The organism is Terriglobia bacterium, assembly GCA_036496425.1.
Taxonomy (GTDB): Bacteria; Acidobacteriota; Terriglobia; order 20CM-2-55-15; family 20CM-2-55-15; genus 20CM-2-55-15.
This window is the reverse complement of the sequence record DASXLG010000188.1, coordinates 1-26,774: the sequence shown is the minus strand read 5'-3', so window position 1 is coordinate 26,774 and position 26,774 is coordinate 1. Positions and strand designations below refer to the sequence as shown.

Annotated in this window: 24 protein-coding genes; 11 read left to right on the top strand and 13 right to left on the bottom strand. The window is 58.4% G+C overall.

What is annotated here, in order from left to right; all coding sequences use genetic code 11:
• Positions 1 to 11: 11 nt before the first annotated feature.
• Complete coding sequence (locus VGK48_13415) at positions 12 to 605, bottom strand: periplasmic heavy metal sensor (protein ID HEY2382170.1); 594 nt, start codon at positions 603 to 605, stop codon at positions 12 to 14.
• A gap of 135 nt (positions 606 to 740) precedes the next feature.
• Here VGK48_13415 and VGK48_13410 point away from each other — a divergent pair, with 135 nt between their 5' ends.
• Positions 741 to 2,078, top strand: coding sequence for an NCS2 family permease (locus VGK48_13410; GenBank protein HEY2382169.1), 1,338 nt, complete (start codon positions 741 to 743; stop codon positions 2,076 to 2,078).
• Between the two features lie 13 nt (positions 2,079 to 2,091).
• Here the strand turns inward: VGK48_13410 and VGK48_13405 are convergent, their stop codons facing one another.
• On the bottom strand, positions 2,092 to 3,417 hold the full coding sequence (locus VGK48_13405; GenBank protein HEY2382168.1) for a DUF1552 domain-containing protein: 1,326 nt from the start codon (positions 3,415 to 3,417) through the stop codon (positions 2,092 to 2,094).
• On the bottom strand, positions 3,417 to 5,750 hold the full coding sequence (locus tag VGK48_13400; protein ID HEY2382167.1) for a DUF1592 domain-containing protein: 2,334 nt from the start codon (positions 5,748 to 5,750) through the stop codon (positions 3,417 to 3,419). The genes VGK48_13405 and VGK48_13400 overlap by 1 nt, the downstream gene beginning before the upstream one ends.
• Before the next feature lie 148 nt (positions 5,751 to 5,898).
• On the opposite strand from VGK48_13400, the gene VGK48_13395 reads away from it, so the two are divergent.
• Entirely contained in the window at positions 5,899 to 7,464 is a 1,566-nt protein-coding gene (locus VGK48_13395) for an ankyrin repeat domain-containing protein (protein ID HEY2382166.1), read from the top strand.
• A 6-nt stretch (positions 7,465 to 7,470) separates the two neighbouring features.
• Positions 7,471 to 8,631 carry a hypothetical protein gene (locus VGK48_13390; GenBank protein HEY2382165.1) on the top strand — a complete coding sequence of 387 codons (1,161 nt, stop codon included), beginning with the start codon at positions 7,471 to 7,473 and terminating at the stop codon, positions 8,629 to 8,631.
• Here the strand turns inward: VGK48_13390 and VGK48_13385 are convergent.
• Together VGK48_13385 and VGK48_13380 are read right to left on the bottom strand one after the other, a co-directional pair.
• Positions 8,628 to 9,872, bottom strand: a complete 1,245-nt coding sequence (locus VGK48_13385; GenBank protein HEY2382164.1) for a hypothetical protein — start codon at positions 9,870 to 9,872, stop codon at positions 8,628 to 8,630. The two genes, VGK48_13390 and VGK48_13385, sit on opposite strands and share 4 nt — an antisense overlap.
• A gap of 13 nt (positions 9,873 to 9,885) precedes the next feature.
• Entirely contained in the window at positions 9,886 to 10,200 is a 315-nt protein-coding gene (locus tag VGK48_13380) for a DUF952 domain-containing protein (GenBank protein HEY2382163.1), read from the bottom strand.
• A 13-nt stretch (positions 10,201 to 10,213) separates the two neighbouring features.
• Between VGK48_13380 and VGK48_13375 the strand changes: the two genes are divergently transcribed.
• Positions 10,214 to 10,996, top strand: a complete 783-nt coding sequence (locus VGK48_13375; GenBank protein HEY2382162.1) for a DUF4159 domain-containing protein — start codon at positions 10,214 to 10,216, stop codon at positions 10,994 to 10,996.
• A 107-nt stretch (positions 10,997 to 11,103) separates the two neighbouring features.
• Here the strand turns inward: VGK48_13375 and VGK48_13370 are convergent, their stop codons facing one another.
• Genes VGK48_13370 through VGK48_13355 form a run of 4 tightly spaced genes read right to left on the bottom strand, consistent with a single transcriptional unit; the run spans position 11,104 to position 13,473 of the window.
• Positions 11,104 to 11,427, bottom strand: coding sequence for a type II toxin-antitoxin system PemK/MazF family toxin (locus tag VGK48_13370; protein ID HEY2382161.1), 324 nt, complete (start codon positions 11,425 to 11,427; stop codon positions 11,104 to 11,106).
• Complete coding sequence (locus VGK48_13365) at positions 11,424 to 11,636, bottom strand: antitoxin MazE family protein (GenBank protein HEY2382160.1); 213 nt, start codon at positions 11,634 to 11,636, stop codon at positions 11,424 to 11,426. The genes VGK48_13370 and VGK48_13365 overlap by 4 nt, the downstream gene beginning before the upstream one ends.
• Before the next feature lie 56 nt (positions 11,637 to 11,692).
• Positions 11,693 to 12,508 (bottom strand): hypothetical protein, encoded by an 816-nt coding sequence (locus VGK48_13360; protein ID HEY2382159.1) that lies wholly within the window; start codon positions 12,506 to 12,508, stop codon positions 11,693 to 11,695.
• Between the two features lie 8 nt (positions 12,509 to 12,516).
• Positions 12,517 to 13,473 carry a TIGR03435 family protein gene (locus tag VGK48_13355; protein ID HEY2382158.1) on the bottom strand — a complete coding sequence of 319 codons (957 nt, stop codon included), beginning with the start codon at positions 13,471 to 13,473 and terminating at the stop codon, positions 12,517 to 12,519.
• Between the two features lie 122 nt (positions 13,474 to 13,595).
• On the opposite strand from VGK48_13355, the gene VGK48_13350 reads away from it, so the two are divergent.
• On the top strand, positions 13,596 to 14,126 hold the full coding sequence (locus VGK48_13350; protein ID HEY2382157.1) for a nuclear transport factor 2 family protein: 531 nt from the start codon (positions 13,596 to 13,598) through the stop codon (positions 14,124 to 14,126).
• Between the two features lie 222 nt (positions 14,127 to 14,348).
• Here VGK48_13350 and VGK48_13345 read toward each other — a convergent pair whose 3' ends face one another.
• A complete protein-coding gene (locus VGK48_13345) occupies positions 14,349 to 15,029 on the bottom strand; it encodes an outer membrane beta-barrel protein (protein HEY2382156.1) in 681 nt (226 codons plus the stop codon).
• Positions 15,030 to 15,733: 704 nt separating this feature from the next.
• Between VGK48_13345 and VGK48_13340 the strand changes: the two genes are divergently transcribed.
• Positions 15,734 to 16,387: a hypothetical protein gene (locus VGK48_13340; protein ID HEY2382155.1), complete on the top strand. Its 654-nt coding sequence runs from the start codon at positions 15,734 to 15,736 to the stop codon at positions 16,385 to 16,387.
• A gap of 223 nt (positions 16,388 to 16,610) precedes the next feature.
• On the opposite strand, the gene VGK48_13335 is transcribed toward VGK48_13340, so the two are convergent.
• Entirely contained in the window at positions 16,611 to 17,855 is a 1,245-nt protein-coding gene (locus VGK48_13335; GenBank protein ID HEY2382154.1) for a hypothetical protein, read from the bottom strand.
• 170 nt (positions 17,856 to 18,025) lie between these two features.
• Between VGK48_13335 and VGK48_13330 the strand changes: the two genes are divergently transcribed.
• From VGK48_13330 to VGK48_13320, 3 genes are read left to right on the top strand one after another with little or no spacing between them, the layout of a single operon-like run.
• The gene (locus VGK48_13330; protein ID HEY2382153.1) at positions 18,026 to 20,530 is read left to right on the top strand and encodes a DUF1592 domain-containing protein; all 2,505 of its coding nucleotides are present in this window, start codon (positions 18,026 to 18,028) and stop codon (positions 20,528 to 20,530) included.
• Between the two features lie 9 nt (positions 20,531 to 20,539).
• The gene (locus tag VGK48_13325; protein ID HEY2382152.1) at positions 20,540 to 21,946 is read left to right on the top strand and encodes a DUF1552 domain-containing protein; all 1,407 of its coding nucleotides are present in this window, start codon (positions 20,540 to 20,542) and stop codon (positions 21,944 to 21,946) included.
• Between the two features lie 18 nt (positions 21,947 to 21,964).
• Positions 21,965 to 23,959, top strand: a complete 1,995-nt coding sequence (locus VGK48_13320) for an ankyrin repeat domain-containing protein (GenBank protein HEY2382151.1) — start codon at positions 21,965 to 21,967, stop codon at positions 23,957 to 23,959.
• A 70-nt stretch (positions 23,960 to 24,029) separates the two neighbouring features.
• On the opposite strand, the gene VGK48_13315 is transcribed toward VGK48_13320, so the two are convergent.
• Both VGK48_13315 and VGK48_13310 read right to left on the bottom strand, forming a co-directional pair.
• A complete protein-coding gene (locus VGK48_13315; protein HEY2382150.1) occupies positions 24,030 to 24,512 on the bottom strand; it encodes a hypothetical protein in 483 nt (160 codons plus the stop codon).
• Between the two features lie 88 nt (positions 24,513 to 24,600).
• Positions 24,601 to 25,407, bottom strand: a complete 807-nt coding sequence (locus tag VGK48_13310; protein HEY2382149.1) for a class II aldolase/adducin family protein — start codon at positions 25,405 to 25,407, stop codon at positions 24,601 to 24,603.
• 51 nt (positions 25,408 to 25,458) lie between these two features.
• Here VGK48_13310 and VGK48_13305 point away from each other — a divergent pair, with 51 nt between their 5' ends.
• Both VGK48_13305 and VGK48_13300 read left to right on the top strand, forming a co-directional pair.
• Positions 25,459 to 26,454 (top strand): hypothetical protein, encoded by a 996-nt coding sequence (locus tag VGK48_13305; protein ID HEY2382148.1) that lies wholly within the window; start codon positions 25,459 to 25,461, stop codon positions 26,452 to 26,454.
• 111 nt (positions 26,455 to 26,565) lie between these two features.
• The coding region (locus VGK48_13300; GenBank protein ID HEY2382147.1) for an SDR family NAD(P)-dependent oxidoreductase at positions 26,566 to 26,774 on the top strand (209 nt) is incomplete at its 3' end.

Below are 26,774 nucleotides of genomic sequence, written 5' to 3'. Positions count from 1 at the left end.
CCCGCTTTTCCTTAGCGGTTGAACAATGCCGTCGTCTGTTCCGCGTTGTTCTCCGGAGTCAATAATCCCAGCCGATGCAACGCCATCACAGTGGGCGCTTTTTCCCTTAAGCTGTTTACGGTTTGCCGCTGAGTGTTATTCAGAACATTCAGGAAATCCTTTTCCAGATTCGCCTGCTCGGTCATCGCCTTCTCGTGAACCTGTTTCAGCGCGATGGTGGCCTGTCCGACCGCAGTGGGATCCGGATTCGGCTTGTTGAGCAAAGCCATGAGCTGTCTGAATTTCGGTCTTCCTTCTTCACGTATGGATTCAAAACGGGTGCGCCGCGAATCGACGATTTGTTTCACTTGCGCGGCCTGAGCCTCGGACAGATTCAGGTTGCGCTGAAGAACCTTCAGTGATTCTTCGACTCGCATTCCAGGCCCATGGCCCATGAAGGGCATTCCTTCGGACTGTTGATATGTCCGGTGTTCCGGAGCGGGCTGCGAGCTTCCACCCGTTCCGGGTAGTGTTTTCTGAGCCGCCAATACCACTGGCAGCGCGGCAAAAAGAACGGCAAATAAGGCGATCTTGAATCGATGCATAAAACCTTCCAATCTTTTCAAAGAAGTCTCCTATCAATAAAAGACGATCGGCTGAGAGCGAAGTTAGGCCTCGTGGAAAAATTGGCGGCAGCTTGCCAAGGACGCCACTTCTGAGTAATTTGGCAGCGCCGGATTTTGCCTGCGCGATGCTATTTCATGAATCATAAACGGCCTGCCGGGATGCTCGAACGGCGGTTTCGTCTCAGCGAGAACCAGACCGATGTCCGGACGGAGTTGCTGGCCGGCATCACGACCTTCGTGACTCTGGCGTACATTCTGTTCGTCAATCCCAGCATTTTGAAAGATGCCGGTATGCCGACGGAGGCGACCTTCGCGGCGACCTGTATCGGGTCTGCGTTCGCGACACTCGTTATGGGGTTGTATGCGAATTATCCGATAGCGGTGGCGCCGGGAATGGGCCTCAATGCCTTTTTCACGTATACCGTCGTGATCGGGATGAAGCTTCCATGGCAGACGGCGTTGGGCGCGGTGTTCATCTCGGGAGTCGTGTTCTTTATCCTGACGGTCACGAAGATCCGCGAATGGATTGTCGACGGAGTGCCCCAAGTACTGCGCCTCGCCATCGGCGTCGGCATCGGGCTCTTCATTGCGTTCATCGGGTTGCGTAACGCCGGCGTGATTGTGAAAAATGACGCGACGTTGCTTGCGCTCGGTGACATGAAGAACACCGGTGTTCTCGTGGCCATCGCGGGCTTGATCATCACTTCATTTTTCATCGCCCGGCAGGTGAAAGGCGCGCTGCTGATCGGGATTCTGGCTACCACGATCATTTCGATCCTCGCGGGTGTTTCGCCGGCGCCTTCAGGTATCGGCAGTTTCGTGGAATTCGGTAACCCGCTCGACAAGCTCCGCTTGACGGCGTTTCATCTCGATATTCGTGGCGCCTTGAACGTCGGACTGATTCCCATTCTGTTCTCGTTCACCTTCGTCGACCTCTTCGACAATATCGGCACGCTGGTCGGCGTCGCTCGAAAGGCCGGCCTGCTCAACGAGCGCGGACAATTGCCGCGCATCGGCAAGGCCCTGTTCGCCGATTCTCTGGGAACGATGTTCGGCGCATTAATGGGAACTAGCACGGTAACGAGTTACATCGAGAGCGCGGCCGGTGTGTCGGAAGGCGGACGAACCGGCCTGACGGCGGTCATCGTCGGCATTCTTTTTATCGTCGCGATCGTTTTTGCGCCGATGGTGGGACTGATTCCAGGTCAGGCGACGGCGCCCGCGCTCATCATCGTCGGCGCATTCATGATGGTGGACCTGGTTCACATCAAGTTCGACGATTTCACCGAAGCGCTTCCCGCATTTTTAACGATCATCATGATGCCGCTCACCTATTCCGTTGCCCAGGGACTGGCTTTCGGATTTGTGTCTTATACGATCATCAAGCTGGTTGCGGGAAGACACCAGGAGAACAATACAGTCACCTACACGGTGACGGTGCTCTTTGTTCTGCACTTCATTCTGGGTCAGTAGTGGACGGCGCGCATCAAACCTCGAGCCGTCCGGTGCTGTCGCCGATCTTGTCGAGACGAACGCCGACTTTGTCCAGAATAGACAGCAGCAGATTCGCCATCGGCGTGTCATCCGGGTATGCCAGGTGACGGCCTGTCCGGATTTGACCTCCGAGCTTTCCCGCCATTAAACAGGGTAGATCGAAATGGCGGTGAAGGTTGCCGTCGCCCATGCCGCCGCCATACAGGATCAGGCTCTGGTCGAGCAACGTGCCTTCGCCTTCCGGAGTGGCTTGAAGCTTCTGCAGGAAGTAGCTCAAAAGTTGCACGTGATAGGTATCGATTTTCGCCTTCTTCTCGATCAGCTCCGGATCATTGCGATGATGCGACGTCGCATGGTGCTGCTCGGGCACTCCGATATTCGGATACGTGCGCGGGCTGAGCTCGCGGGCCACGACCATCGAGAAAACGCGCGTGAGATCGGCGCGGAACGCGAGCACCTGCAGATCGAACATCAGTTTCGCATGTTCGTCGAAGGTGTCGGGGATGTCCGTCGGGCGTTCCGGCAGTTCGAAGTTCTGGGCGCCGCGCGCTTCGGTGTTCTGGATGCGGTGTTCGACTTCGCGGACCGCGTCGAGATACTCGTTGAGCTTGGTGCGATCGCTCTTGCCGAGCGTCTTATCGAGGTCGGAGATTTCCGACATGACGGAATCCAGGATGGTCCCGGTTTTCTTGATTCGCTTCAGGCGCTCGGCGCCGCTGCCGCCGTCTCCGAACAGGCGCTCGAAGATAACGCGCGGATGCGACTCGGCCGGATTCGGAGTGGTTTCATTCCGCCAAGAAATCGTGTTGACGTAAAAGCAGTCGCCGGAATCGCAGGCGCCCTGCGTCGGCGGATCGAGGTTGTATTCGAGCGATGAAATCTGCGAGGACTTGCCGATCTCGCGGGCCGCGAGTTGATCCGCGGTGGTGGCAAGCCGGACTTCGACGCCGGGTTTGGTTCGATCGTAGGCATGAACACCGGTGAGCCAGACGGCTGAGGCTCGCGGGTGGTCGCCCGTGCCGTCGCCGAAAGTGTCGGCCTGCAGATGCGCAAGTCCGCTGAGGACATTGATCTGATCACGTACGGGCGCGAGCGGTTTCAGAATCGGAGACAGGTCGAAAGCGCTCCCTGTAACGGCCGGCTTCCACTGATTCAGGATGACGCCGTTCGAGACGTAAACGAAACCGAGGCGCGGCGTGCCTTTGGCCGGTGCAGCGGAAAGAGCCGGCACCATCGCGTCGAGAAAAGGCAGAGCCAATGCGGTTCCGGCGCCACACAGGAACGTCCGCCGGTCGAGTGCTTTCTTGCGGATGATCATCACTTGCTCCTCATCTGAAATGGCGTGCTCTTCACCACGGCCGCCACCAGCGATCCGAACGTGTAATTGTTCCGTGCGGTTTCCCGCACAATTGCGCGCACAGCCGGAGTGTCATAGTACTGGACGTTCCGCCCGATGGCGTACATCAGAAGCTTTTCCGCGACGGTTCCGGTGAATTCGTCCGGGTGTGCCAACAGGGCTTTCTTGAGGCCCGCGACTCCTTCGAACTTAGTACCGTCCGGAAATACTCCCGATGCATCGATGTTAACTCCTGCATCGCGTTCGCGCCACTTTCCGACGGCATCAAAATTTTCCATCGCGAATCCGATCGGATCCATTCGCGCGTGGCAGCCTGCGCAGGCCGGGCTGGCGCGATGCTGAACCATGGCGTCGCGCATCGACAGCGCTTTGCCGGTTTCGTTGGCTTCGGTCTTCAGCGCCGGGACGTTCGGCGGAGGCGGAGGAGGTGGCGCCGAAAGCAGGTTTTCGAGCACCCATTTCCCGCGGACGACAGGCGAAGTGCGGTTTGCATAAGACGTAATCGTCAGAATGCTGCCTTGGCCCAGGAGGCCGCCGCGCGGGCTGGCCGCCGGCAGCGTCACACGGCGGAAATAACTGCCGCGGACATTCGGAATGCCGTAGTGCTTCGCCAGCCGTTCGTTCAAGAACGTATAGTTTGCGGTCAGCAATTCCAGCACGCTGCGGTTTTCCCGCAGGATGCTGTTCAGGAACAGATCGGTCTCCTTACGGAACGCATCGCGCAGGGTTTCATCGAAGTCGGGGAAGAGGAGTTCATCCGGCTTCTTGGCTTCGATATCGCGCAGAAAAAGCCACTGCTCGGCGAAGTTGTTCACCAGGGCGCTGGAGCGAGGATCTGCCATCATCCGGCGGACCTCTTGATTCAGGATGACGGGATCTTTCAGTTTGCCTTGAATGGCAGTATTGAGGAGTTCGTCGTCCGGAATGCTGGCCCAGATAAAGAAGGACAGACGCGATGCCAGTTCGAGGTCGCTGATGCGATATGCGGTTCCCGGAGCCGTATTTTCCGGATCCCGCTCGATGCGGAAGAGGAAGTTCGGGCTGACCAGAATCCGTTCCAGTGCCTGTTCAATGCCGCCCTCAAAACCGCCTTCGGCCGATCCCGTCTTGTAGAACGGCATGAGGCGATCGACATCGGCGTCCGTCGAAGGCCGCCGGTACGCCCGCCGCGTCATCGTCGAAAGGATGCGCCTGGCGCAAGGCAACTCATCTATTTGAGGCTTCGGGCTAGCAAGCCCTCGCGCTTCTCCGGCGGAGGCGGGCTGGCAGACGAAGATACGGCGGCGGCTGGGAGTATCGCCCGAGCCGATAACATTGTAAGGTCCGCTGATCGTTACAGCAGCGACGGCAACCTGTGTTCCGCGTCCGCGCGTGCGCGGGCGCAGTGTTTCTTCGTCGCGGACTTCGTTCCGCTCGACGAAAGTGACGCCGACGAGGTGCGGTCCGGATCGCATCGGAACACGAAATTCGGTGGGCCTGGCGGCTGCTCCGCCTCGACCCCCTCGTCCACCTCCGGCGCCTCCCAATGACAATTGCTCCGCCGTTTCGCCGTCGACAATGATCTGTAGATCCTCGGGCTGGCGCGCCGCGCCCGCAAGTTCGACCTTGATGACGTATTCGCCGTCGACAGGGAACTGGCTGTGCACCGCAATGCCGCCGCGCGTGCCGAACGGCAGTCCGTCCACGCGCGCGTCCTGAGGCTGTTCGTCTGGAATTCGATAGCGATTCACCATCACTGGCGCGGCCGGGTCACCCACCGCGAGGCGGCTGATTTTTTCGGCCGCGCCGAGATATCGCTCCATCGTCGATGGAGACACGAAAAGCAGGTCTGCGATGTTGTCGAAGCCGCTGCTCGCATTGTCCTCCGGCAACAGGAGGTCGAAGTCCATCTCCTTGGGCAAGGCATCGAGAGCGAACAGATCGCGAATCGCATTCTGATATTCCGTCCGGCTCAGACGATGGAGCAGCGGCAGCTTTCCGGGGTTCGGTTTGGACGCGGCGGCGCGGTCGAGTTCCGTTTCGAGAAACGACGCGGTGGAATTGTATGTCGCCGGATCCGGACGGGGCGCGCCGGACGGAGGCATGGTGTTCGATCGTAGTTTCCGGACAACTTTTTCCCAGACTTCGGCATTTGCCCCGACGTTGTTTAAGGACCCCGGATCGATCACCAGTCCCGCCGTCTTCAGCCGTTCGTTGTGGCAGGTCAGGCAGTACTTCGTGAAGACCGCTGCCGGCGGCTGCGGAGCCTGCTGCGGCAGAATCGCAAACGCGGCGATAAGGATCGACTGGAGCATAGCTAACTATAGGCGCGGTCCGGCATTTGCTCAAACGAGAAAGGATGAACATTCCCCGCCTTTGAAAGGCGGGGAATGTTCATCTCATCGAGTTGTTCCTGGCATGAGACTGTGTAATATACTTCTCCAAACCTTATCGGGAGTTGCAATGAGACACTTCAATGCATGTTTCGCGGCCTTCCTTACAGTGGCCTTCTCTCTTTCCGCTGCGGCAAGCGACCTCCGTTTAATCGATGCCGTCAAGGGCAACGATGCGAAGACCGTCCGGTCTCTCCTGGCGCAACATGCCGACGTGAAAGCCGCCGAGGCCGATGGCTCAACGGCCCTGCACTGGGCCGCACAGCGCAACAACGTCGAGATTGCAGATCTGCTCATTGCCGGCGGCGCGGACGTCAAAGCCGCGACCCGATACAACATCACGCCGCTTTTCCTGGCGTGCACCAATGGAAATGCGACGCTCATCGAGCACCTCCTGAAAGCCGGAGCCGATCCGAACAGCACGGCAGAACAAGGTCAGACGGCACTGATGACTGCGGCGCTCAACGGCACTGCCGACGCCGTGCGCGTTCTCCTGATGCACGGCGCCAATGTGAACGCGGCTGACGCGGGGACGAATCAGACCCCACTCATGTGGGCGGCGTCGGAAGGGAACGCGGCGGCAATCGAGACCATGGTCGAGTACAACGCGGACATCAAGGCCAAAACGAAGACTGGTTTCACAGCGCTGCTGTTCGCCGTTCGAAACGGGCACATCGACGCCGTGAAAGCGCTGCTCGGCCACGGCGCCAACGTCAATGACGCCGCGCCGGACGGAACGAATGCTTTGAACGTTGCAGTCGTCAACGCCTATTTCGACATCGCGTCCGTCCTCATCGACCACGGCGCCGATCCGAATATGCCGGATCCGCGCGGTTCCGCGCTGCACACGCTGGCATGGCTGCGGAAGCCGGGCGCCGACGGCGCCGCCGGTGTCGGCAACACGCCGCACGGCCCGCCGGTTCCAACCGGAAATACCACCGCACTCGAACTGGCGAAGAAACTTCTCGAGCACGGGGCCAATCCGAATACCCGCATCAGCTGGCAGGAAAAGAAATTCGACAAGGAAGGCGGGACGATGAAAAACCCGCCGCTGATCCAGCTGGGCCGGCATTATCTGACCTTCGTCGGTGCCACTCCGTTCTATATTGCCGCGCATAACGGCGATGTCGAGTACATGCGCCTGCTCGCCGATCACGGCGCCGATCCGAAGATGACGAACGCGCTGGGCGTAACGCCGCTCATGGTTGCCGCCGGTCTCGACTACTGGGAGGGGGAAGCCCCCGGACCTTTCACAGGATGCACGGAAGGCGAGCGGCTTGAAGCGGTGAAGCTTGCCATCCAGCTCGGAAACGACATTAATGCGGTGGCCGACTTCGGCGATTACAAGATGACCGGCGATCCCGAGTACACGCTGCTCTATTACCCGCTGAATATGGGCGAACTCGGCAAGGTCCTGGGCGATCCGCGATGGAGCGGAATCACGCCGCTTCATGCGTCCGTTGTTTCGGGCCAGCCGTCCATCGTTCAGTACCTGGTCGATCACGGCGCCAAAGTGAATGTGAAAACCAAACTCGGATGGACGCCAATGATGATGGCCGGTGGCGTGTTCTTCGCCAACGCGAAGAAAGAGTTCCCCGCTGCCGCCGCTATCCTGAAGAATGCAGGGGGAAATTAGCCGCAGATGACGCGGATGACGCAGATACGGCTATTAAGGCCGTTGATGCCTCATCTGCGTCATCCGCGTCATCTGCGGCTAATAACAGCTTTCATCCTTTTGTGGCTGATTGTCCCCTCTCTGCAGTCTCACGAGACCCTGACCACCACCGTCCTTTTCGACCGCGAGATCGTCCGCATCCTCGACAAACATTGCGTGATGTGCCACACCGGGAGCGGTCCGGCCGTTTCGCTCGAGACCTATGAGCAGACATGGCTGCTCGGCCGGAAAATCCGTTCCGAGGTGATCGCGCGCCATATGCCGCCGTGGGCTGCGGTGCCGGGCTACGGACAATTCATCAACGACAACAGCCTGACGCTGCGCGAGACACAGTTCGTTATTTCCTGGGTTGAAGGTCTCGGTCCGCGGAATGCGGGAACCGTGTTCACGAACATCGCCGCTTCAACCGCGAGGAAGGCCCCGGTTCGCGCGACCGCCGATTTCGGCCATTGGCAGTTCGGGCCGCCAAATCTCTCGCGTCCGATCGAGCCGAACACGATCGAACCGGGGCAGCCCGATTCGATGAAGCGTGTCGTCATCGATCCGGGTCTCACCGCAGAGCGGCGGTTGCGCGCACTGGAATACATGCCGGGCGACCGGCGCGTCGTCCGCGCCGCATTCTTTAGCGTCCAGGAAACCGGGCAGTGGATCGGCAGTTGGACGCCCTGGTACGAGTTTGCCGAAGCCGCTCCGAATACGTCATATCGCCTGCCCGCCGGCGGGCACCTTGTTGCGGAAATTTACTATCGAAGCGCGAAGGAACGCGTCACCGATCGCGGAACCCTGGGATTGTATTTTGCGGACAAGCCGGCGCCGGCTACGATATCGGATCTGCTGCTGGAGGCGAAGCCCGCGGGCCGCGAAGGCCGCTTCCATGCCGAAGTCACGATCCCTGCGGATACACGCGCCATTGCAATCCGCACGGAACCCGCCGCCGGTGTGAAGTCGATCGAAGTCAGCGAGCGCCGTGCCAACGGCGGCACGCAGGTGCTTTTGTTTGCGAAGGACATCTCCGTCGAATGGCCGGCGCCCTACATCTTTAAAAGTCCTGTTCTTCTCCGCCGCGGCAGCATCGTCTCTGTGACGTCGTATTCGGGGCCGGTGAAAGTGACTGTCAGTAAATACTAATTCTGCTGTTGCCGCTGCTGCTGTTGTTGATTGGGGTTCCGGCCGGCGAAATTCGGCCGGCGGCCGGCGCGGATCGCGGCTTGCCACCGATTGATGATCTGATTGCCTTGAGGCCAGAGCTTGCGGCCGCGATTGAGATACTCGGCGACGGCGTCGTGTTCGCCGCGGTCGAAGAGCACGCGCGCGACGGAGACATCGAGCCCGTTCTGTTCGACGATGTGCGCGGAAGGCGCGGACGCCGCCTGGAGCAGGTACTGTTTGGCATTCGCCATGTCGTTCTGATCGAGCGATGCCTGCGCCAGGATCAGGTTGCCGGTGTAAATCGCGTCTCCCGATTGCGCATCGTCGCGCAGAAGTTTCTGCGCATAGGCGGAATTGAATTTCGTCTTCCAGGGATCGGCATTAATTCGAAACGATGCGACGACGAGAACCAGCGCCACACCGAGAGCCGTAAACGCCCAGCTTCGTCCGACGCGCTTTCCTGTAGCGATGAGTGCAATGCTGATCGCGAGAATCCCCCAACCCCAGAACCAATCGGAAGCCGCGGTAATCGGGGATAACGAATTGAAGAGCCCGAGCGGCAATTTTGACCGGAGAATGTAAGCCAGCCCGATAAAAACGGCCAGAGCGGCGCATGCCAACGAGGCAACGGCCCAGGCTTGCGCGCTCTCGAGCCTGCCTGCCTCAGGCTTCTGGTTTATCCGGCGGTTCAGTTTGAAGCCGAGCAATAACCCGCTGCCGGCGCCCGCAATCAGCCACAGAATGAAATGTTCCCACGGCCCGTCGCCCCACCACGCGTGTGAACCAAGAGCGAAGAGAAAATGACCCGGTCCGTAGAAAAACTGGAACGCCATTCCGGCAAGAAGTCCGGGCACGGCCATTGTCATCGCGCCGTTGAATCGAAGGTGCGATGGCAGGGCGAGCATGGCGCAGCCGCCCGCAGTCCAGAACAGAAATGCCGAAACCAGACCGGTCCAGACGACGTCGCTGAACAGAGGCGAGCGCGCTTCCTGCAGTGAAAACATGACTCCGATCGTGCCGAAGCACAGTCCGAGCACAATCGGCAGCCCGACGCGGCGTCCGTAAGCCAATCCGCCGATGATGCCGCAGAGCGGGCCCGCCATCAGGTAGAAATAGTTCTGCCGCTGTCCCGTCATGTGGGCATATACAAGGTAGAGCGCGAATGCCGCAACGATCGGCAGTCCAAACGCCAGCGCGCCACGAACCGGCAGCTTTTTCATCGCGCGAAAGGTATCACAAAACGGTGCCGGATGCGGGAATGGTTCTCTTGACCGCCCTCATCGGGAGACGACCGTAAATGTGGGGGAACAGTTCCGCGCCGCCGCCCAGATTTTCATCAATGACTTTGCACGGCACCTTGGACCGATCAATCTCAAACATGACCAGATTGGTCTGGCCTTTGAAAAAGCGATCGAGCACTCCGGCCAGCTGGTGCGTATATGCGCAGTGGATGAACCCTTCAGCCTCGAATGCCTTCGGCGCGTAGTCGCCGCGGATCTTCGCTTCCCGGGCTTCGATTTCGGTTGTGACATGGTAGAGATTCTTCACAGTTCTTAGTATATTGAGCGGGCTCATGCTCAGCAAAATGTCCGCGGCAGTTATCGCTTGTGTTCTTGCGGGAATCGTCAGCACGCAGGCGCAGATTGGAAGCCGCGACACGCTGGGAAATCATCCGGATGCGGAGTTTCAGCTGGCACGCGTGAAATACGCGACGCGAGGCGGCGGAGGTTCGCACGGATACTATCAGCCGTGGTGGGCCATCGACTATCCATTGGCGGAGGAGCATTTCTTTCCCGCGCTGCGCCGTACGACGAATGTGCAGGTGGCCGACGACGAGCGTCAGCTGGAACTGACCGACGATCGCATCTTCCAGTACCCGTTTCTGTTTCTGCAGCAACCCGGGAAAGGGAACTGGCGGCCGACCGCCGAGGACGCGGCGCGGTTGCGTGAGTACTGCATGCGTGGAGGATTCCTGCTGGTCGATGACTTCCACGGCGATCGCGATTGGGACATTTTCGAGGCTGCGATCAAGCGGGTATTTCCAGACAGGCCGATTGTGGAAATTCCCGATGATGACCCGCTGATGCACGTCTTCTTCGACCTCGACAAGAGCATGGGAATTCCGGGCGACCGCCACATCCGCTTTGGCGTTGCGCGGATGGAAGGTCCTCCGCACTGGCGCGGCATTTACAACGATCACAAGCAGCTGATGGTAGCGATGAATTTCAATTCGGACATGGGCGATGGATGGGAACACGCCGACGATCCGGATTACCCCGTGCCGTTTACGGCACTGGCCTACAAGTTCGGAATCAACTACGTCATCTACGCAATGACGCACTGATGCGCGGGCGCCAAGGTTTGAGTGAATTAGGCCCGCAGGGCTGTCAGTCGGCCGGTCAATTCCCGAAAAAGAAGGAGCGTAAAGGTTAAGGGCGATGCGGTTTACGGCTAAGCAAACCCGAGAAAGAGCGCGAGCGCGCGGTTGACGGAGACCAGAGTCGTATCGTCCAACCGTCCTATTTTCTTGCCGATTTTTTCACGAGGCACCGTTTGTGCCTTGTCCACCATAACCTGCGAGGTTTTCAGCAGACCGTTCTCGGGCGTGGATTCAACTGTAATACGAAACAGCGGCGTGTCTCGAAGTTCGCTCGTAACCGGCAGGATTGTCAGCGAGGGATGTTCAGCAAAAAAATCAGACTGTATGACAAGAGCCGGGCGGGGTTTCCCATAAGAGCCGGAGAGGGCAACCGTCACTACATCGCCCCTCCTCACTTCCAGCCCTCCGCATCGGCGACCTTGTTGAGCCACCTGAGGATACGGCTCTCCTGCGGGTCACCGCGAAGGCTCAGTGACTGACGGCGGCATTCGCGCGCAAACCCGCGCCGTCTGGTGTCCGGAATCCATATCTGCACGGGGCGCAAACCGGCGGCACGCAGGGCATCCCGGCGCTTCTTCACCCGATCGACTAACGTGTTTTTCACGGGCGGCCCTCCTTCGCGTTACATGTAACATCGTAGCACGCCCTAAGGGCCCTAACCTATACGCTCAGCAGACCTTGAAGCCGTAGAAGAAACGCCAGTTCATTTTCTTTTGCCGAGGCGCGCAAGCTGTCCGCGCCGCGTTGGTCGCGGCCGCCGCCGTGCATCATTTCGACCTGCGGATGGAAGAAGGCTTTCGGGCCGGATGCTTTGTCGATCTGTTCGCGCAAGGCTTCCGTCCAGCGGGGAATGGCTGCTAGAAGGTCCTGAACGTTGGCTGGCTTGCGGCCTTCGGCGAGGTTGAGCATTTCGAACATATCGTCGAGGCTGTAACTGCCCTCTTTGATCACTGCGGACAGATATTGTTCAAGGATTTCACGCGGGCCGCCGCTTTCCCACGCGGACCGCCGGGCGATGGCTCTCAACATCGGACGGTCATTGGGAGCGGGCAGTCGTTCGAGCAAAGTGAAGAGAGATTCCGGAATCACGGCTTCCAGCCGGAGCCGGTGAACATAGCGCTCAATCGTGACGTCGCGCAGCGGGACAACGTGTGCCTGACTGTCGGGTGTGACGAGCCTGGCGCGTACCGGGCGCGCGGCGAGTTGCTCGACGATTCCCGGCCATTGTTCGCGGGGAACGGCGGCCGCGCCGAGCTGTCCGGCGAAGACGGCCTGATCTTCCAGCTTCGGAGTGAATACGGGCGAGAGAATGAGATCGATCTCAACGTCATCCACGGCCGGCAGTTTGTCCACGAGGAAAACGCCGACCTCGGAGGGATCGAGGTTGTATGTTCCCGTAATGTAGTTCAGAACTCGCGGCGACAATTCGCGGGGGCGTTCGAGTTCAGCGGCAAATGTTTCGATTAATGCGGGCACGTCTTGCGCTAATTCTCCGTCGGCGTCTTTTCAAGGTGATCGACCATGATGTACTCGAGCGGCATTTTGCGAGCCTCGAGCCGCAGTCCAAGCTGCTGAACCGAACTAAAGATCGAGCTGGCTCCCGAAGGCTCGGATGCCTCGGCCGCTCCGGCCGCACCGGGGAGCGCGCCGCGGCCGCCGGCGGGAATGGGGAGGTTCATGCCCTGAGCCCGGACGACAGCGAGCATCGTGTCCATGCTCAGATCTAGCGCGACCTGGAAATTCCCCTTCAATTCGGTCATATCGAAGACGGGATGGTCGACAAGCGGAGTCAACTGTTGCGCAAAGTCGGCCATCGACATTTTGTTCATCTCAAGCCGCATGTGACCGTCCGGAGTCATCGACATTTTCACTGCTCCGCGCGGAGTGGTTACCGTCGCGCCCCCACCGGCGCGATCAACCTTGATCTGGGGGGCGCCCTGCGGGTTATTATTCGCCGCCTTATCCGGTGCCACTTCCGGATCGGGTGCAGACTCCTTGAGTTTCGGCCCACCCTTGGCGACAACCAAGGCGTAGACGGAGTCTTCGCGCATGTCTTTGTGGATCTTCAGTCCGAAGCGGTCGGCAAGCAGCGCCTGAAGCATCACCGGGACATCGTCTTTCGTCGTGCCGTCCGGCATTTTGGCAAGGATGTCGAACCGCTCGGTCTTCAGCCAATCCGGTCCCGTAATCTGATTGGCCTTCGTTTTATAGGCCGCGACAATCAAGTCCGAAATCGACATGAAGCCGATGTCCACGCGCGTCCCCTGGACATTCATTCCCAGGTGAGGCATTTGTCCTGCGGCGATCGTGGCGGGATTCAGAGGTGCCGCCGCCTTGATGGTGGCGACCTCGAACGCCAGCTTGCCGGGCCCCTGGGCCGGCAGCAAAGCCGGCACTGCCAGGATGAGCGCGACTAAAACGATTCCTCTCAAGCGGTACATTGTTATCTCCCCAAGCCCCGAGGCTGAAGTATTTTACGCCAGTTTCCGGATGGACGCGGGCTCTCTTGCCGGAATAAGATGCCGCAGGCTACTGAACCGTTCAATTGGAGGACCGACTGGACATGAAAAAGTCTCTCGCTCTTTTCGCGCTTACGATGGCCGCATTGCTGGCACTGCCCATTCTGGCAGCCGCTCAGGAACCGGTGATGGGATCCAATGACCCGGAGTCGCTTTTTACCAGCAAGGATCCGAAACTCAATACGAACAAGCAGGCCGCAATGCACATCATGCGCGATCTTCTCGAAGCGGGCCACTGGGACGAGGCGCCCAAATGGCTCACCGAAAGATATATCCAGCACAACCCCGGCTTCGCCTCCGGCCGGCAGACCGTGATGGCTGCGTTCGGCGCCCGCGGCACGCCACGGCCGATTCCGGATAAAAACAGCTGGAGGACAAAGGTCGTTTCGGTGGTTGCCGAAGGCGATTACGTCACGGTGGCCGTTGTCCGCCAGCTTCCCGATCCGCGAAACCCCGGCCAGATGTACACGACGACATGGTTCGACATGTGGCGCTTCGTCGACGGCAAAGCCGACGAACATTGGGACTATGGCACGATCAACCCGCCGAATCCGAACCGAGGCGGCCAGCGATAGGGACTGCGGTTCCGTCCGATGGCAATTGTCAAACGTCCCATGTCGAGTGTCCAATTTACCCCTCAAACGACCAGACGACCAGATTGCCCAATAAATCTGGTCAATGGGTCATTTGGTCCTTGGGTCGTTTGACAAGTAAATTGGACGCTCGACATGGGACGTTTGACAATTGCCATCCGTGCATGCCTGCAATCACGGCGCCGTCCGCGCCAACATTGAGTTCTATTTCGCTATTGCGGCACCGATGAGAGCTTGAAGATCGTCTTGCTTCGTCACGTACGAAAAAGGCGAGTCCTTCCACCGGATGTAACGCAGTTCGGGTTGGAAATGGAACCGGTGAGCCCGAATATCCATGCCGGCTCCAATCACCGGCCCGTATGTCCAGTGATTCGCTATAACTCCATCCGACGTCCGAATGTCAAACGGGCCACCTGGATAAGGGGGAAAAGCCGACACCGCTCCGTAGATTTCCTCGATACCGGCGACATTGCGGGTCGAGAATCCACCGGATACGAAAACGCTATTGTTCTGGTGCACGGCCGGACGCCATTTCAGCAGCACAGGGATCTCCCATGAATGGGCCCTCAGAGCATCGGTTCCCTGAAGCGTCTGGACCAACTGCACCAAACCGAAGAACTGGCCTGATGTATCCAGGTTCCGTTTGTAAAGCACATCGCCTTCAAACGAGAGACGAGGTGTGAAACGCATTTCCACCATAGGGCCGAAAACAACCCGGTCATCATGCACGATCGGCGGCAGCCCAGGATAGGTAAACGTATTCGTGATCTGGCCGGCTACTTTGGCGCCGAAAAGAAATCTCTGGCTGTACGCAGGCAGCGGAAGGCTCGAGATCGTGATGACGGCAGCCAAACTCCAGAGACAGGCGCTTGAACTTCGATGCATTACCCGAGTTTAACTTCAGGGGCATTACCAGTACTACGGCGTTCGTCGAATCTTTGTAGTCTCTTGGAGTTCTATGATCGCGTCAGAGATTATAGAATCATCGGCCACAAAATCACGCACGCTGACCGAAAAAACTCGTTAAAGTCGTCAAGTCGCGGATAAACGCGATTATTTGTCGCGCCGTGTTCGGATTTGTGTTCCACCACCGTCGGCATAAACGTCTGTATGCAGCTGATCAGAACGGCCAGCCCAATTCTCCCAGGTCGTCCTGTCATGAAAAGAAATAAATGGAGAAGGCCTTGTCGGGGGAAGAGAAGGCTCAATTTTTGTGGAGAAAGCCTTGTCGCGGGAAGAGAAGGCCTAATTTTTGTCGAGAAGGCTTTCTTCCGTGAAGAGAAGGCTTAATTTCTGCGGAGAAGACCGAGGGCGAGAAGGTTTGCCGCACGGACGGCGTCTGCATCGAGTCTTATTTGCCGTATATGTCGCTCATACCTAACGGGATAGCGATTAATGTGCCGAATAATGTACACCTATGGAGATAGAGCGCAAGAAAAAGGCTCCAAAATCCAGAGATTAACGAGATGTGGAGAGACAGGGAATCCGGCCGCATGTCTCTCGACCTTTATTGGCGCGGCCCGGAGGGCAAGCGCGATAGCGCGCAGGCTCAATGACTGGAATAACAAATCTAAGAAAGGAGGTAAACCATGACAAAGACAAATTCGACTGCAATTCAGATCAAGGCAAAGCTTGGTCTGCACGGAGTTTCGGATATGGATGCGGCCAAGGCGTTTATGACGACGTACGACGGCTTGCTGAACAATTCGAAATTTCCGACTCCCCCGCTCGACCTGGCGACTTACAAGTCAGGCATTGATCAGTTCACTGCGTTGATTATCGATGCGGAAGATGGTGGTAAGAAAGCCATCAGTGCGAAAGATAAGCAACGTCCGGTGGTGATCAAGATGTACACGCAACTCGGACACTATGTCGAGGCGGCGTGTAACGACGATCTGGCGACTTTCATCAGCAGCGGCTTTACGCCGCAGTCAGTTAGAACCAGGACTGCTCCGGTAAAGTTGGCTGAAGCGAAGTTCCGCTCGATCGATCGCGGAGCCAACAGCGGCGACGTTGTTGTGCTGCCGGAAAAAGTGACCGGTGCTGTTGCTTACGATGTGCGGTACGCGCTCGAAGGCAATGGCGGGGTGTTGGGGCCGTCGACTATCGTCACGGTGACCAAAGCCAAGAAGGTAACTATCAGTGGGCTCGTGCGGGCTGGAATCTATCAGTTCCAGATCCGCGCGTTGGGCGTGCTGGGTTACACCGATTGGATGGACACGAAGACGTTCGTCGTCGCCTAGCACCACAAACGGCGAAGCGCGAGCGCGATAGCGCGAAGCCACAAACAATGGCGGCAATCCCGGGAAACCGGGGTTGCCGCCATTTGGGCTTAAAGCAACGGACAAATCATTTTTCTGGATAAACCGGCTCATCTTGGAAGCGGCGCAAACGCAATGACCCGGCCGGACATTTCTTCAAGTGAAGCAATGAAGCAACGTCGAAATGATGGAATGATCCATGTTGTTAAAAACCGGGCTTCGTCTCGTGCAGTATTTCGAGGATCGCCTTCCGGTCGTCCGCGGAAAGGTTGGGGAATTCCGCGCTGGTATCCTGCCCGGTCAGGATTTCGCGGAACCGTTGCATGACGTAGTCGTGAAGTTGCGGAGGCATGTCGTCAAACGACTCGGAATAAATCAGATAGCTCATCGGATACTTCAACAGCCGGTGTTGCAGGTCGAAATCCCGCAGTGAACGGCCTTTGCTGTCGCGGGGTCCGCGGGCCGAGAATTCCGCGGCAAAGCCCGACGTTCCGGCCACCGGATCGGTAAGCTGGGCTTCTTCGGCGAATAACATGGCCTTCACGATCGGTTCGCCGGCATCTTTGATGATCTGCGGCATTTTGTCGGACATTCCCTTCTGGATGCCGTCCCGGATTTCATAAGCGCCGGACGTGATCATGTTGTGCACGTGCGTCTGATGTCCGAGGACCATCAGGGCGACGATGTCGCTGTTGGGCGTCAGGTATTCCTTCGTATCGAACCGCTTGCTGAGATCGGTGACATTCGCGCCGGCGCTGAGATCCAGTTTCGTGATGAATTTTCGCATGTCGTCGACATCTTCGGCGCGGGCGTGAACGATGGTGTTGCCGAGGTGGCGCTGGCTGCCATGCGTTCCGGTCACGTACCAGCCACCCCACCGTTCCCTCAGAGGGCTCTTGTCGTTGGTGATCAGCGCGGCGGCCTTTAGTGCGTTTCCATCCGGATTCGCCAGGACCGAGAGCATCAGCAGCCGGGGGACGGCGCTGTTGGTCTGAAAGGTGTCGTGACAGATCGTGCATTGCTCCGTTTGAGGCTGGATGTACGGATAGGGATCGTAATTCTGATCGATCGTATAGAAGGCCGGCCCCTTCTTCGGATCCACGTGGGCAATCTCGATGAATTCGCCATGATTTACCCATCCGACGTAGGTGTCGTCGTTGAAATAAACCGCCCGCGGACTCTCCGGTGAGATCTGGTTGAGCTGGAAGCTCGACTTGGAGAAAACCAGCGTCTGTGACGAAACGGGCACTTTTAGTTCCTTAAGGACGGATGTGAGGTACCCATGCGCTTCATCGAAGTTCAGGACGATTTTGTCGCTCTGAACGCGTTGAATAAGTCTCGTTACCGGGTCATCCTGTGGGACTTGCTGCTGCCGAAGGGATACCGCGGCAGCTGGAATCAGGATGCCGAGGACGATCAGCCAAACCCGTGTAGATTGAAAAAAACGCATGACTTAGTGTATCCCCGGCGTTCCGCCGGCCGTATTAAAGGACGGTAGTAATGATCTCACAAAATTCCTACAAATTTGAAATATCAATTGAACGTTTACGCCGCGTTGAGATATTCTTCAGACGTCAATTTTTATCAATGTTTCTGTAGGTTTCCAAAGCGGGGCACTTCATGAAAAAGATACTGTTTCTGATGGGTTGCATCGCGACCCTGTCACTTGTCTTTGCCGTCTACGGACAGCAGCCGGCGGGACAAAGTGCAGCGGCCGCTCCAACCGCTCAGGCGGGCGCTGCTCAGAAGGCGATCGTCACTCAATACTGTATGACCTGCCACAGCGATAAAGCGAGAACGGCAGGCGTCGATTCCGCACGCAAAATCGATTTCGATCAGTTGGATATCGCCCACGTCGGGCGAGATGCAAAGACGTGGGAGTTGATTGTACGGAAACTTCGAGCCGGGATGATGCCGCCGTCCGGCATCCGCCGTCCCGACCCGGCAACTTATAAAGGTCTTATTACCTGGCTTGAGAACGAACTCGATCGGAATGCCGTTGCCTATACTCCGGCGCCAGGCTTGCACCGCCTGAACCGGACGGAATACGCGAATGTGATCAAGGACATTCTGGATCTCGAGATCGATCCCGCCAAGTACCTGCCGTCGGACGACTCGACCCACGGTTTCGACAACATTGCGGGCGCCCTCGGCGTTTCTTCGACGTTGGTCGAAGCCTACGTTTCCGCCGGACAGAAGATCAGCCGCCTCGCCATCGGCGAGCCGGCGAATCCGGCGCTGGTGGTCTACAGAACTCCGGAAGACACGTCGCAGGACTATCACATCGAAGGGCTTCCCTTTGGAACGCGCGGAGGTATGCTTATCCCGCACGTCTTTCCGTCCGATGGTGAGTACACTCTGACCGTCACGCCGATCTTCGGCGACAATATGTCGCCGACCGGTTTCGGTTCGGTGCCGTGCGAAAAACTCGAAGTCCTGCTCGACAGTGAACGCGTTCAGATGATCGACTGGCAGGGCGGCGGACGAGCGCCGGCGGCCAATTGCGGCGGACGTCAGGCTGCCGCGGTTCAAAGCGGACAGTCGGGCGCCGATCTCGGCCGTCAGGGTATGAAAGTGAAGCTGACCGCGAAGGCCGGCCTGCACATGCTGGGCGTGACCTTCCTGCAGACCAACTTTGCTCCCGTGCTGGACCTCGATCAGCACTTCATGCGCGACACGGTTCAGACCGGTCCGACTCCCGGATTTACCTATTTCCCGCACGTGGGAACGGTTCGGATCGAAGGTCCGTTTAACGCCAAACAGGCGGACGACTCCGCCAGCCGGCGCAAGATCTTCATCTGCAAACCCACGGGCGCCGCGGACGAAGCGGTCTGCGCCAGGAAGATTCTCACGAATCTTGCGAGCAAGGCATTCCGCCGTCCGGCAAGCGCTGCCGACGTGAATTCCCTGATGGAGTTCTACACACTGGGCCGCAAGGAAGCGAACTTCGACAACGGTATCGAGATGGCGCTGGCGCGCCTTCTGACCGATGCGAAGTTCATCTACCGCATCGAAGCGGAGCCGGCAAATGCGAAGGCCGGCGAGCCGTATCGTATTGCGGATCTCGATCTGGCATCGCGGCTCTCGTTCTTCCTGTGGAGCACGAATCCGGATGACGAACTCGTTCGGGTTGCCAGCCAGGGCCGTTTGAAAGATCCCGCAGTTCTTGAGCAACAGGTCCGCCGGATGTTGAAGGATCCGAAATCGGAAGCGCTGGCCACCAACTTTGCCGGCCAGTGGCTGAACCTCCGCGGCTTGCAGGCGGAGAGTCCGCTCCCGATGTTGTATCCGGATTTCGACGATCCGTTGCGCCAGGCGATGCGGCGTGAAGTCGAACTGCTGTTCGACAACATCATTCGCGAAGATCGTCCGATCACCGAACTGTTGACGGCCGATTACACGTTCGTGAACGAGCGCCTGGCGAAGCATTACGGCATTCCAAACGTTTATGGCAGCCAGTTCCGGCGAGTGACGCTTGGTCCGGATATGGACGTTCGCAAGGGCCTGATCGGAAAGGGTGCTTTCCTGGTCACCTCGGCGAAACCGGATCGAACATCGCCGGTAACGCGCGGCAAGTGGATCATGGGGAACATCCTCGGCATGAGCCCGCCGGATCCTCCGCCGAACGTTCCGCCGCTTCCGGCCAGAGCGACCGATGCGACCGGAAACTCCAAAGAACCGACAATGCGAGAGAAGATGCTGATGCACCGCGTGCGCGATGATTGCAAGCAGTGCCACAGCATGATGGATCCGATTGGATTCTCGCTCGAAAATTTCGATGCCATCGCAAGGTGGCGGCTGGATGACGGCGGTACGCCGGTCGATCCTGTTGCGACGACATTCGATGGAACGAAGATCGACGGTCCCGCCGGTCTCCGTAAGTGGTTGACGGGCTATTCCGATGTGTTTGCCCAAGTCTCCATTGAAAAGCTGATGACTTACGCGCTAGGACGCGGAGTCGAGTACCAGGACATGCCGCTCGTCCGCACGATCGCTCACGACGCGGCTCGGAACAACAATAAATTTTCAACCCTCGTCCTCGATATTGTGAAAAGCAAGCCGTTCCAGATGAATATGAAAATACAAGAGGCGAGCACGCAATCTAATAAAGAAAAAGGTAATTAAGGAGGACTTATGTTTTTAACGAAAAAAGCGATACCACGTCGTACGTTCCTCCGTGGCGCAGGCGTCACCCTTGGCCTGCCGTTGCTTGAAGCAATGGTTCCCGCTGGAACTCTTTTGGCGCAAACCCCGGCAGCTCGGACTGCGACGCCCCGTTTTGTAGGTGTTTTCTATCCGCACGGCATGGCCCCTGGTTACTGGGAGCCCGCTCAGGAAGGTAAGCTGCCCGAGCAGATGCCTTACATTCCCGAAGTTCTCAAGAACGTCAAAGACCAGCTCACGATCTGCACGGGACTGTGGTCGAAGTCGGCTGAGCCGCCCGAGGGCACCACCGGTTCGGACCACTGGGTTGCCGCGGCGTTCCTCACGGCCATCAAGCCGCGGAAGACGGCCGGTTCCGACGCCAGCGTCGGCAGCAACACCATCGATCAGGTGATTGCGGACAAGATCGGACAGAACAACCTGCTTCCGTCGCTGCAGCTTGCCGTCGAAGATCCGAATTCCAGCTCGAGCAACTGCGGCGAAGGCTACAGCTGTTCGTACACCAACTCGCTCTCATGGCGCGGCGGCAAAGACGATCGCGGCCGCGACGTCGAAGGCATCACGCCTCTTCCGATGGAACTCGATCCGCAGGTGGTTTTCGAACGCCTGTTCGGAAGCGGCGCAACGCCGGAGGTCCGCTCCGCCCGCAACCGGCAGAGCCGCAGCATTCTGGACTCGCTGCTGGTGGAATTCCAGGGCTTGAAGAAGAACCTCGGCGCGGCCGATCAACGCACGGTCAATCAGTACACCGACGAGATCCGCGAGATCGAACGCCGGATTCAGCTGGCCGCAAAAGCCTCCAGCACGCTTCCGGACACGCCGGAGCCGTCCGGCATTCCGGAACTGTTCGACGAACACATCAAATTGCACTGGGATCTCACCGCGCTGGCATTCAAAGCCGACATCACGCGCGTTGCCACGCTGCTCGGCGCCCGCGACCTGACGGGCAAAACTTATCCGTTCCCGAAGGGCGAGTGGTTCCCTGAAGGCGGAGTCAGCGTCAGCTTCCACGGCGGATCGCATCATCAGGACGATCCGGCGCAGATCAAGAAGTACTCGTTGCTCAACCGGTATCACCTGCTCACGACGTCGTATCTGGCGAACAAGCTGAAAGCGACGCCGGATGGAGACGGTACACTGCTCGATCACACGCTGATTCTCCACGGCACCAACATGGGCAACTCGAATCAGCATCAACACTACGACGTGCCGCACTATCTGATCGGCGGCATCAACGGAAACCTCAAGGGTGGACGCCACCTGCACTACGAGCGGAAGACCATCACCACCGGAAACCTTCTGCTCAGCATCCTGGACATGTACGGCATTCAACAGGATAAGCAGGGCGACAGCACCGGCAGACTTGCGAAACTCTAAGCGGAGACCACAAAAGCGATGATTCGAAAATTTATACTTGCAGGTTTCGCAGTACTCGCGGTGTCGGCGGCGAGCATGACCTTTCTGGCGGTCGGCCACAACGATGTGGCCGACGCCTCAATGAAACATGACGACGCCGCCCTTCGCACCTTGATCCAGCAGAAGGCGGACGTGAATGCGACGCAGATCGACGGCGCCACCGCGCTGCACTGGGCCGTATACCACCAGGACTCTGAAGCCGTGGACATGCTGATCAAGGCGGGCGCCGCCGTGGATGCCAAAAATCGTGAAGGCATTACGCCGTTGCAGATGGCTTCTGTTTACGGCGATGCCAAAACGATCGATAAACTGATCAAAGCCGGCGCCGACGCCAAACAGCGTGGACCGGCCGGTGAAACCATGTTGATGCTTGCCGCCCGCGCCGGAAGCCCGGATGCGATCACGGTACTGCTGGCGGCGGGCGCCGAGGTTAACGCGAAGGAGCCGCTGCGCGGCACCACGGCACTGATGTGGGCCGTCGAACAGCAGCATCCTGCCGCTGTCGGCGCGTTGCTGGACGGCAAAGCCGATTTTGCCGCCAGAACCGGCGGAGCCGGCCTGCCCCGAAATTACATGGCGAACCGCGTCAACGCGGCGCGTGTCGATGCCGCGAATAAAGTCCGCAAGGAAGCCGCGGAAGACGGAAAAACCTACGAAGAGCAGCTCGCCATCGACGTCGCTAACGGCAGCGTCACCGGCGTACGCGGAGCCGGCGGTGGTGGCTTCGGCGCCGCCGGTGGCCGCAATCGGCAACAGGGAGCGGCTGCTGGAGGTCCGGCGGCTGCTGGACAACAGCAGGCTGCCAATGCCGGACAACAAGCTGGCGGCCAGCCCGCCGCGGCGCAAGGCGGCCGTGGACAGGCTGGTCGTGGACAGGGTGGCCGAGGACAACGCGGTGGCGGAGCGGGAGCTCAGGCTGCCGGTGCCGGAAACGCTGCTGCCGCGGCTGCTCCGGAAGAAGATGATACCGATGTCATCGTTGCCGGACTCGTCGGCACGGGCGGCGGCGGTCTGACCGCGATGGTTCTCGCAGCGCGTGAAGGCGATCTGGAATCCTCAAAGCTCCTGCTCAAAGCAGGCGCCGATGTGAACCAGACCACCGAATACGGCTGGACGCCACTGCTGACGGCGACCAATAACCGCCACTACAAATTGGCCGAGTACCTCATTGAACACGGAGCCGACGTCAACAAGAAGAACAAAGGCAACTGGACGCCGCTGTACCTCGCGACCGACAATCGCAACATCGAGGGCGGCGACTTCCCGGTTCCGAAGCCGGACCTGGATCATCTCGATTACATCAAGTTCCTGCTCGGCCATGGCGCCGATCCGAATATCGCGGCCAAGGACAATACGCTGACCCGCACCATCTTCACCATGCAGTGGTTCCTCGAAGACGGCGCGACTCCGTTCATCCGCGCGGCCCAGTCCAGCGATCTCGAGTTGTTGAAGCTCCTGGTCGCCCATGGCGCCAATCCGATGACGAAGACCAATCACGAAGATACGGCTCTGACTGCCGCATCCGGAGTGGGTTGGGTCGAAGGCGTGACGTATGAGCATTCGTACAAAGAAAACATCGAGACCGTGAAATACCTTCTCGACCTCGGACTCGATGCCGGCGCCGCCAACGGTGACGGACGCACTTCATTGATGGTCGCCGCCGCCAAAGGCCGGCCGGAAGTCATCCAGATGCTGGTCGACCACGGCGCCAAACTCGATGCGCGCGACAAGGGAAACCGCGATACCGAAACACTCGTTTCGAAGATCGCCGGTCACACCTGGGAAGCGCTCGATTACGCCGACGGTCTCGTGCGGTTCGGAGTCCAATCCGCGGTCGCACGGCCGGAAGCTGCCTCTCTTATCCGCAAGCTGATGACCGAGCGCGGCATGGCGGTGCCGCCGGCAAATAGGAATGTGGACTCCATCTGTATTGTGGAGATCTGCAAGGAACGCGTGTTCAAAGAAAGCAAATAGCCACAAAAGGCACAAAAAAAGGAGGATGGTGCGTGTTCACCATCCTCCCTTTTTTTTGTGCCTTTTGTGGCTATTGTTCCCTGAAATTCCGCGCCAGGTATTTCAGGACCGTAAGCAGATCATCATCCGAGATCATCAATCCTTCATTCTGCATGGCATTCAGCGTGTCGGCCCAGTCTTCCGGAGTTGCGAAATGCTGCCGGACGCGCTTGAGGTCATGGCACACCGTGCATTTATTCAGCACGATCTCCTTGCCGGCACCATCCGGTAACGGGCCGAAATTGTCTTCGAGATAGTCGACCAGCAGCGGAATGTCGTCTTTGCCGACCATGGCGCCTTTTTCGACCATGGAGTTGACGACCTTGGTCCATGCATCGGCGTCAAGTGCCTGGGTTTGAATCTGTCTCAGATCGTGGCAGGCGGTGCAGCTGTTGTTCAGGATCTGCTCGGCTTTCGCATTCTGCGGGGCATCCTGCCCGGCCATAAGGGCGACTGCGGCGGTAAAGAGTGTCGCTCCCACCCACAGGCCGGTCTTTACAAACGTAAATTTCATAGCGCCAGAATCTTACCAGATCCGGCAGGTCAAATCTTGAAGGACTCCAGCGATTCATCGTCATGGTCGTTTCTCCCCCGCCCCTGTTCTATTTCGCCATCGCTTTGGCTTTCCATAATTCCCAGGGCCGTTCGTAACTCCGATTTTCTCCCGCGTCCATCATTTTCTGGGCTTCCTGCGGATCGAGGTACGTGATATTTCCGCCCAGACCCAGAGCCTGCGTCTCGATTTTGGCATTCACGTCGAGGTAAATGCTCCGGCCGACGGCAATCGGAATCGTCGAACCGACAACGGCCACGCCGTGTCCGCGCATCAGCACGGCCGCCTTGTCGCCCAGGACTTCAGCCAGCGCGTGGCCTTTCTTCGAATCGCTGATGAGCATATCGGTCATGCCGAAGGATTTGCGAATATCGAACACCGGCACCCCGTTTCCGATGAACGCTGCCATGTGATACATCGGCCGTAACGGCACCGTCGTCACTCCGAAGGGAATTAAAGACGGCGCGTGGTTGTGGACGATTGCGCGCACCTCGGGGCGCGCCCGATAGATTTCAGCGTGAATGAAGCGCTCCGAGTAAAGCGGCCGCCCTTTGGCATCGACAGCATTGCCGTCCAGGTCGAATTCAATCAAGTCGGCTGCCGTCACCAGCTCCGGCGCCAGCGATCGCGACATGATGTACCGCGTCACGGAACGGTTGTGCCGTGCACTGACGTGGCCGAAACCGTCGAGTATGCCTTGCTGCGCCAGAATGCGGTATCCGGCGACAAGGTCCTCGATCAATTTGGGATCGGCCGGGCCTGCCGTCGCGGGTGCCTGCTGGAAGGCCAATAACGCATGCGCGCCGGCCAGAACCGAACCTGCCAGAAAACTTCGCCGCGCGATTGTCTTTGTCATAGAGTTCGACGATATTACCATCTGAAAAAACCTCGATAGGAGAAGAATCCGATGCGGTCTTTCGTTGTCCTTTGTGTCGTTGGCCTTCTTACGATCGCCGTCGCCATGCACGCCTCCACGGGGCCGATTCCGCTCAATTGTAATCGGACCTGTCTGGAGGGTCTTGTGGATCAGTATCTCGCGGCGCTTGTGGCGCACGATCCCAGGCCGCTCCCTCTTTCCAAAGATGTCATGTATACCGAGAACGACCAGGTAATCGAGATCGGCGACGGGTCGTGGAAAACGATTGAAGGGCGAGGGAACTACACACACATTTTCGCGGATCCGGAACTCGGGCAGGTCGCGTACATGGGCACCATGAAAGAGGCGGGAGCGCCTGTGCTGCTGAGTTTGCGGTTGCGCCTGGAGCTTGGCCGGATCACAGAAGTGGAGAGCATTTTCTTCAGGCCCGGCGGGGGCGGCCCCAACAACATTGCCGACATGGACAAGCCTTACAAGCCAGAAGAGTTCTGGTTCAAGTCCATCCCGCCCGCTCAGCGCATGTCGAGACAAGAATTGATCGCGGTGGCCGACGGCTATTTCTCGGGTCTGCAGAAGAATGACGGAAAGGGCGTCAACGGCACTGGAACCTATCCGTTCACCAACGACTGCCACCGTGTCGAAAACGGCTCTCCGACCACCAATGTCCCGCGGCCCGCCAACGAAGCGCCCGGCACCATCAATGCATTCGCCATGGATTGTCTGTCGCAGTTCAAGCTTGGGTATTACTTTGTGGTTCAGAACATCCATGACAGGCGCTATCCCGTCGTCGATCAGGAGCGGGGAATTGTCTGGACGCACGCCGTGTTCGATCAGGGAACGGTCAATTCCGGTGTTCTGTCCACCGGCGAGCCATACACGTTCCGAGGCTTTAACCGGCCTTCGAGCATTCTCGTGACGGAAGCGTTCCTTATTGAAAATGGCAAGATCCGGCGCGTGGAAATGGTCGGTCCTTCGGTTCCTTATCACCTGAACTCGCCATGGCCGGGAAGCAGGAGCGGGAATTAACACTATTGGAGGGTGCATCATTGGAGGTTTCTGCATTTCAAATTTGGAATGTAGAAACCACCAATGATGCAATTTTCTGATGCAATTTCCAATTCCAACTAAAAACAGCAAATGCCAGAAGGAAGAATTGCCATAGTCACGGGCGCAGGCAGCGGTATCGGACGCGTTGTAAGTCTTGCTTTGAACGCAGACGGTTATTCGGTCGTTCTTGCCGGCAGACGCGCGCAGGAGCTCGAGAAGACGGCGGCGCAGGCGACGAGATCCTATGCGCAAATTCTCGCTGTCCCGACGGATGTGTCCAGGCCCGAAGACGTGAGCCG

Excerpts from the sequence above, each read along its gene's own strand:
- VGK48_13310 (HEY2382149.1), bottom strand. The coding sequence starts at position 25,407 with ATGACAAAGACAATCGCGCGGCGAAGTTTTCTGGCAGGTTCGGTTCTG.
- VGK48_13390 (HEY2382165.1), top strand. The coding sequence starts at position 7,471 with ATGACGCGGATGACGCAGATACGGCTATTAAGGCCGTTGATGCCTCAT.
- VGK48_13330 (HEY2382153.1), top strand. The coding sequence starts at position 18,026 with ATGAAAAAGATACTGTTTCTGATGGGTTGCATCGCGACCCTGTCACTT.
- VGK48_13345 (HEY2382156.1), bottom strand. The coding sequence starts at position 15,029 with ATGCATCGAAGTTCAAGCGCCTGTCTCTGGAGTTTGGCTGCCGTCATC.
- VGK48_13385 (HEY2382164.1), bottom strand. The coding sequence starts at position 9,872 with ATGAAAAAGCTGCCGGTTCGTGGCGCGCTGGCGTTTGGACTGCCGATC.
- VGK48_13410 (HEY2382169.1), top strand. The coding sequence starts at position 741 with ATGAATCATAAACGGCCTGCCGGGATGCTCGAACGGCGGTTTCGTCTC.
- VGK48_13340 (HEY2382155.1), top strand. The coding sequence starts at position 15,734 with ATGACAAAGACAAATTCGACTGCAATTCAGATCAAGGCAAAGCTTGGT.
- VGK48_13305 (HEY2382148.1), top strand. The coding sequence starts at position 25,459 with ATGCGGTCTTTCGTTGTCCTTTGTGTCGTTGGCCTTCTTACGATCGCC.
- VGK48_13405 (HEY2382168.1), bottom strand. The coding sequence starts at position 3,417 with ATGATCATCCGCAAGAAAGCACTCGACCGGCGGACGTTCCTGTGTGGC.
- VGK48_13315 (HEY2382150.1), bottom strand. The coding sequence starts at position 24,512 with ATGAAATTTACGTTTGTAAAGACCGGCCTGTGGGTGGGAGCGACACTC.
- VGK48_13395 (HEY2382166.1), top strand. The coding sequence starts at position 5,899 with ATGAGACACTTCAATGCATGTTTCGCGGCCTTCCTTACAGTGGCCTTC.
- VGK48_13320 (HEY2382151.1), top strand. The coding sequence starts at position 21,965 with ATGATTCGAAAATTTATACTTGCAGGTTTCGCAGTACTCGCGGTGTCG.
- VGK48_13325 (HEY2382152.1), top strand. The coding sequence starts at position 20,540 with ATGTTTTTAACGAAAAAAGCGATACCACGTCGTACGTTCCTCCGTGGC.
- VGK48_13355 (HEY2382158.1), bottom strand. The coding sequence starts at position 13,473 with ATGTACCGCTTGAGAGGAATCGTTTTAGTCGCGCTCATCCTGGCAGTG.
- VGK48_13350 (HEY2382157.1), top strand. The coding sequence starts at position 13,596 with ATGAAAAAGTCTCTCGCTCTTTTCGCGCTTACGATGGCCGCATTGCTG.
- VGK48_13335 (HEY2382154.1), bottom strand. The coding sequence starts at position 17,855 with ATGCGTTTTTTTCAATCTACACGGGTTTGGCTGATCGTCCTCGGCATC.
- VGK48_13400 (HEY2382167.1), bottom strand. The coding sequence starts at position 5,750 with ATGCTCCAGTCGATCCTTATCGCCGCGTTTGCGATTCTGCCGCAGCAG.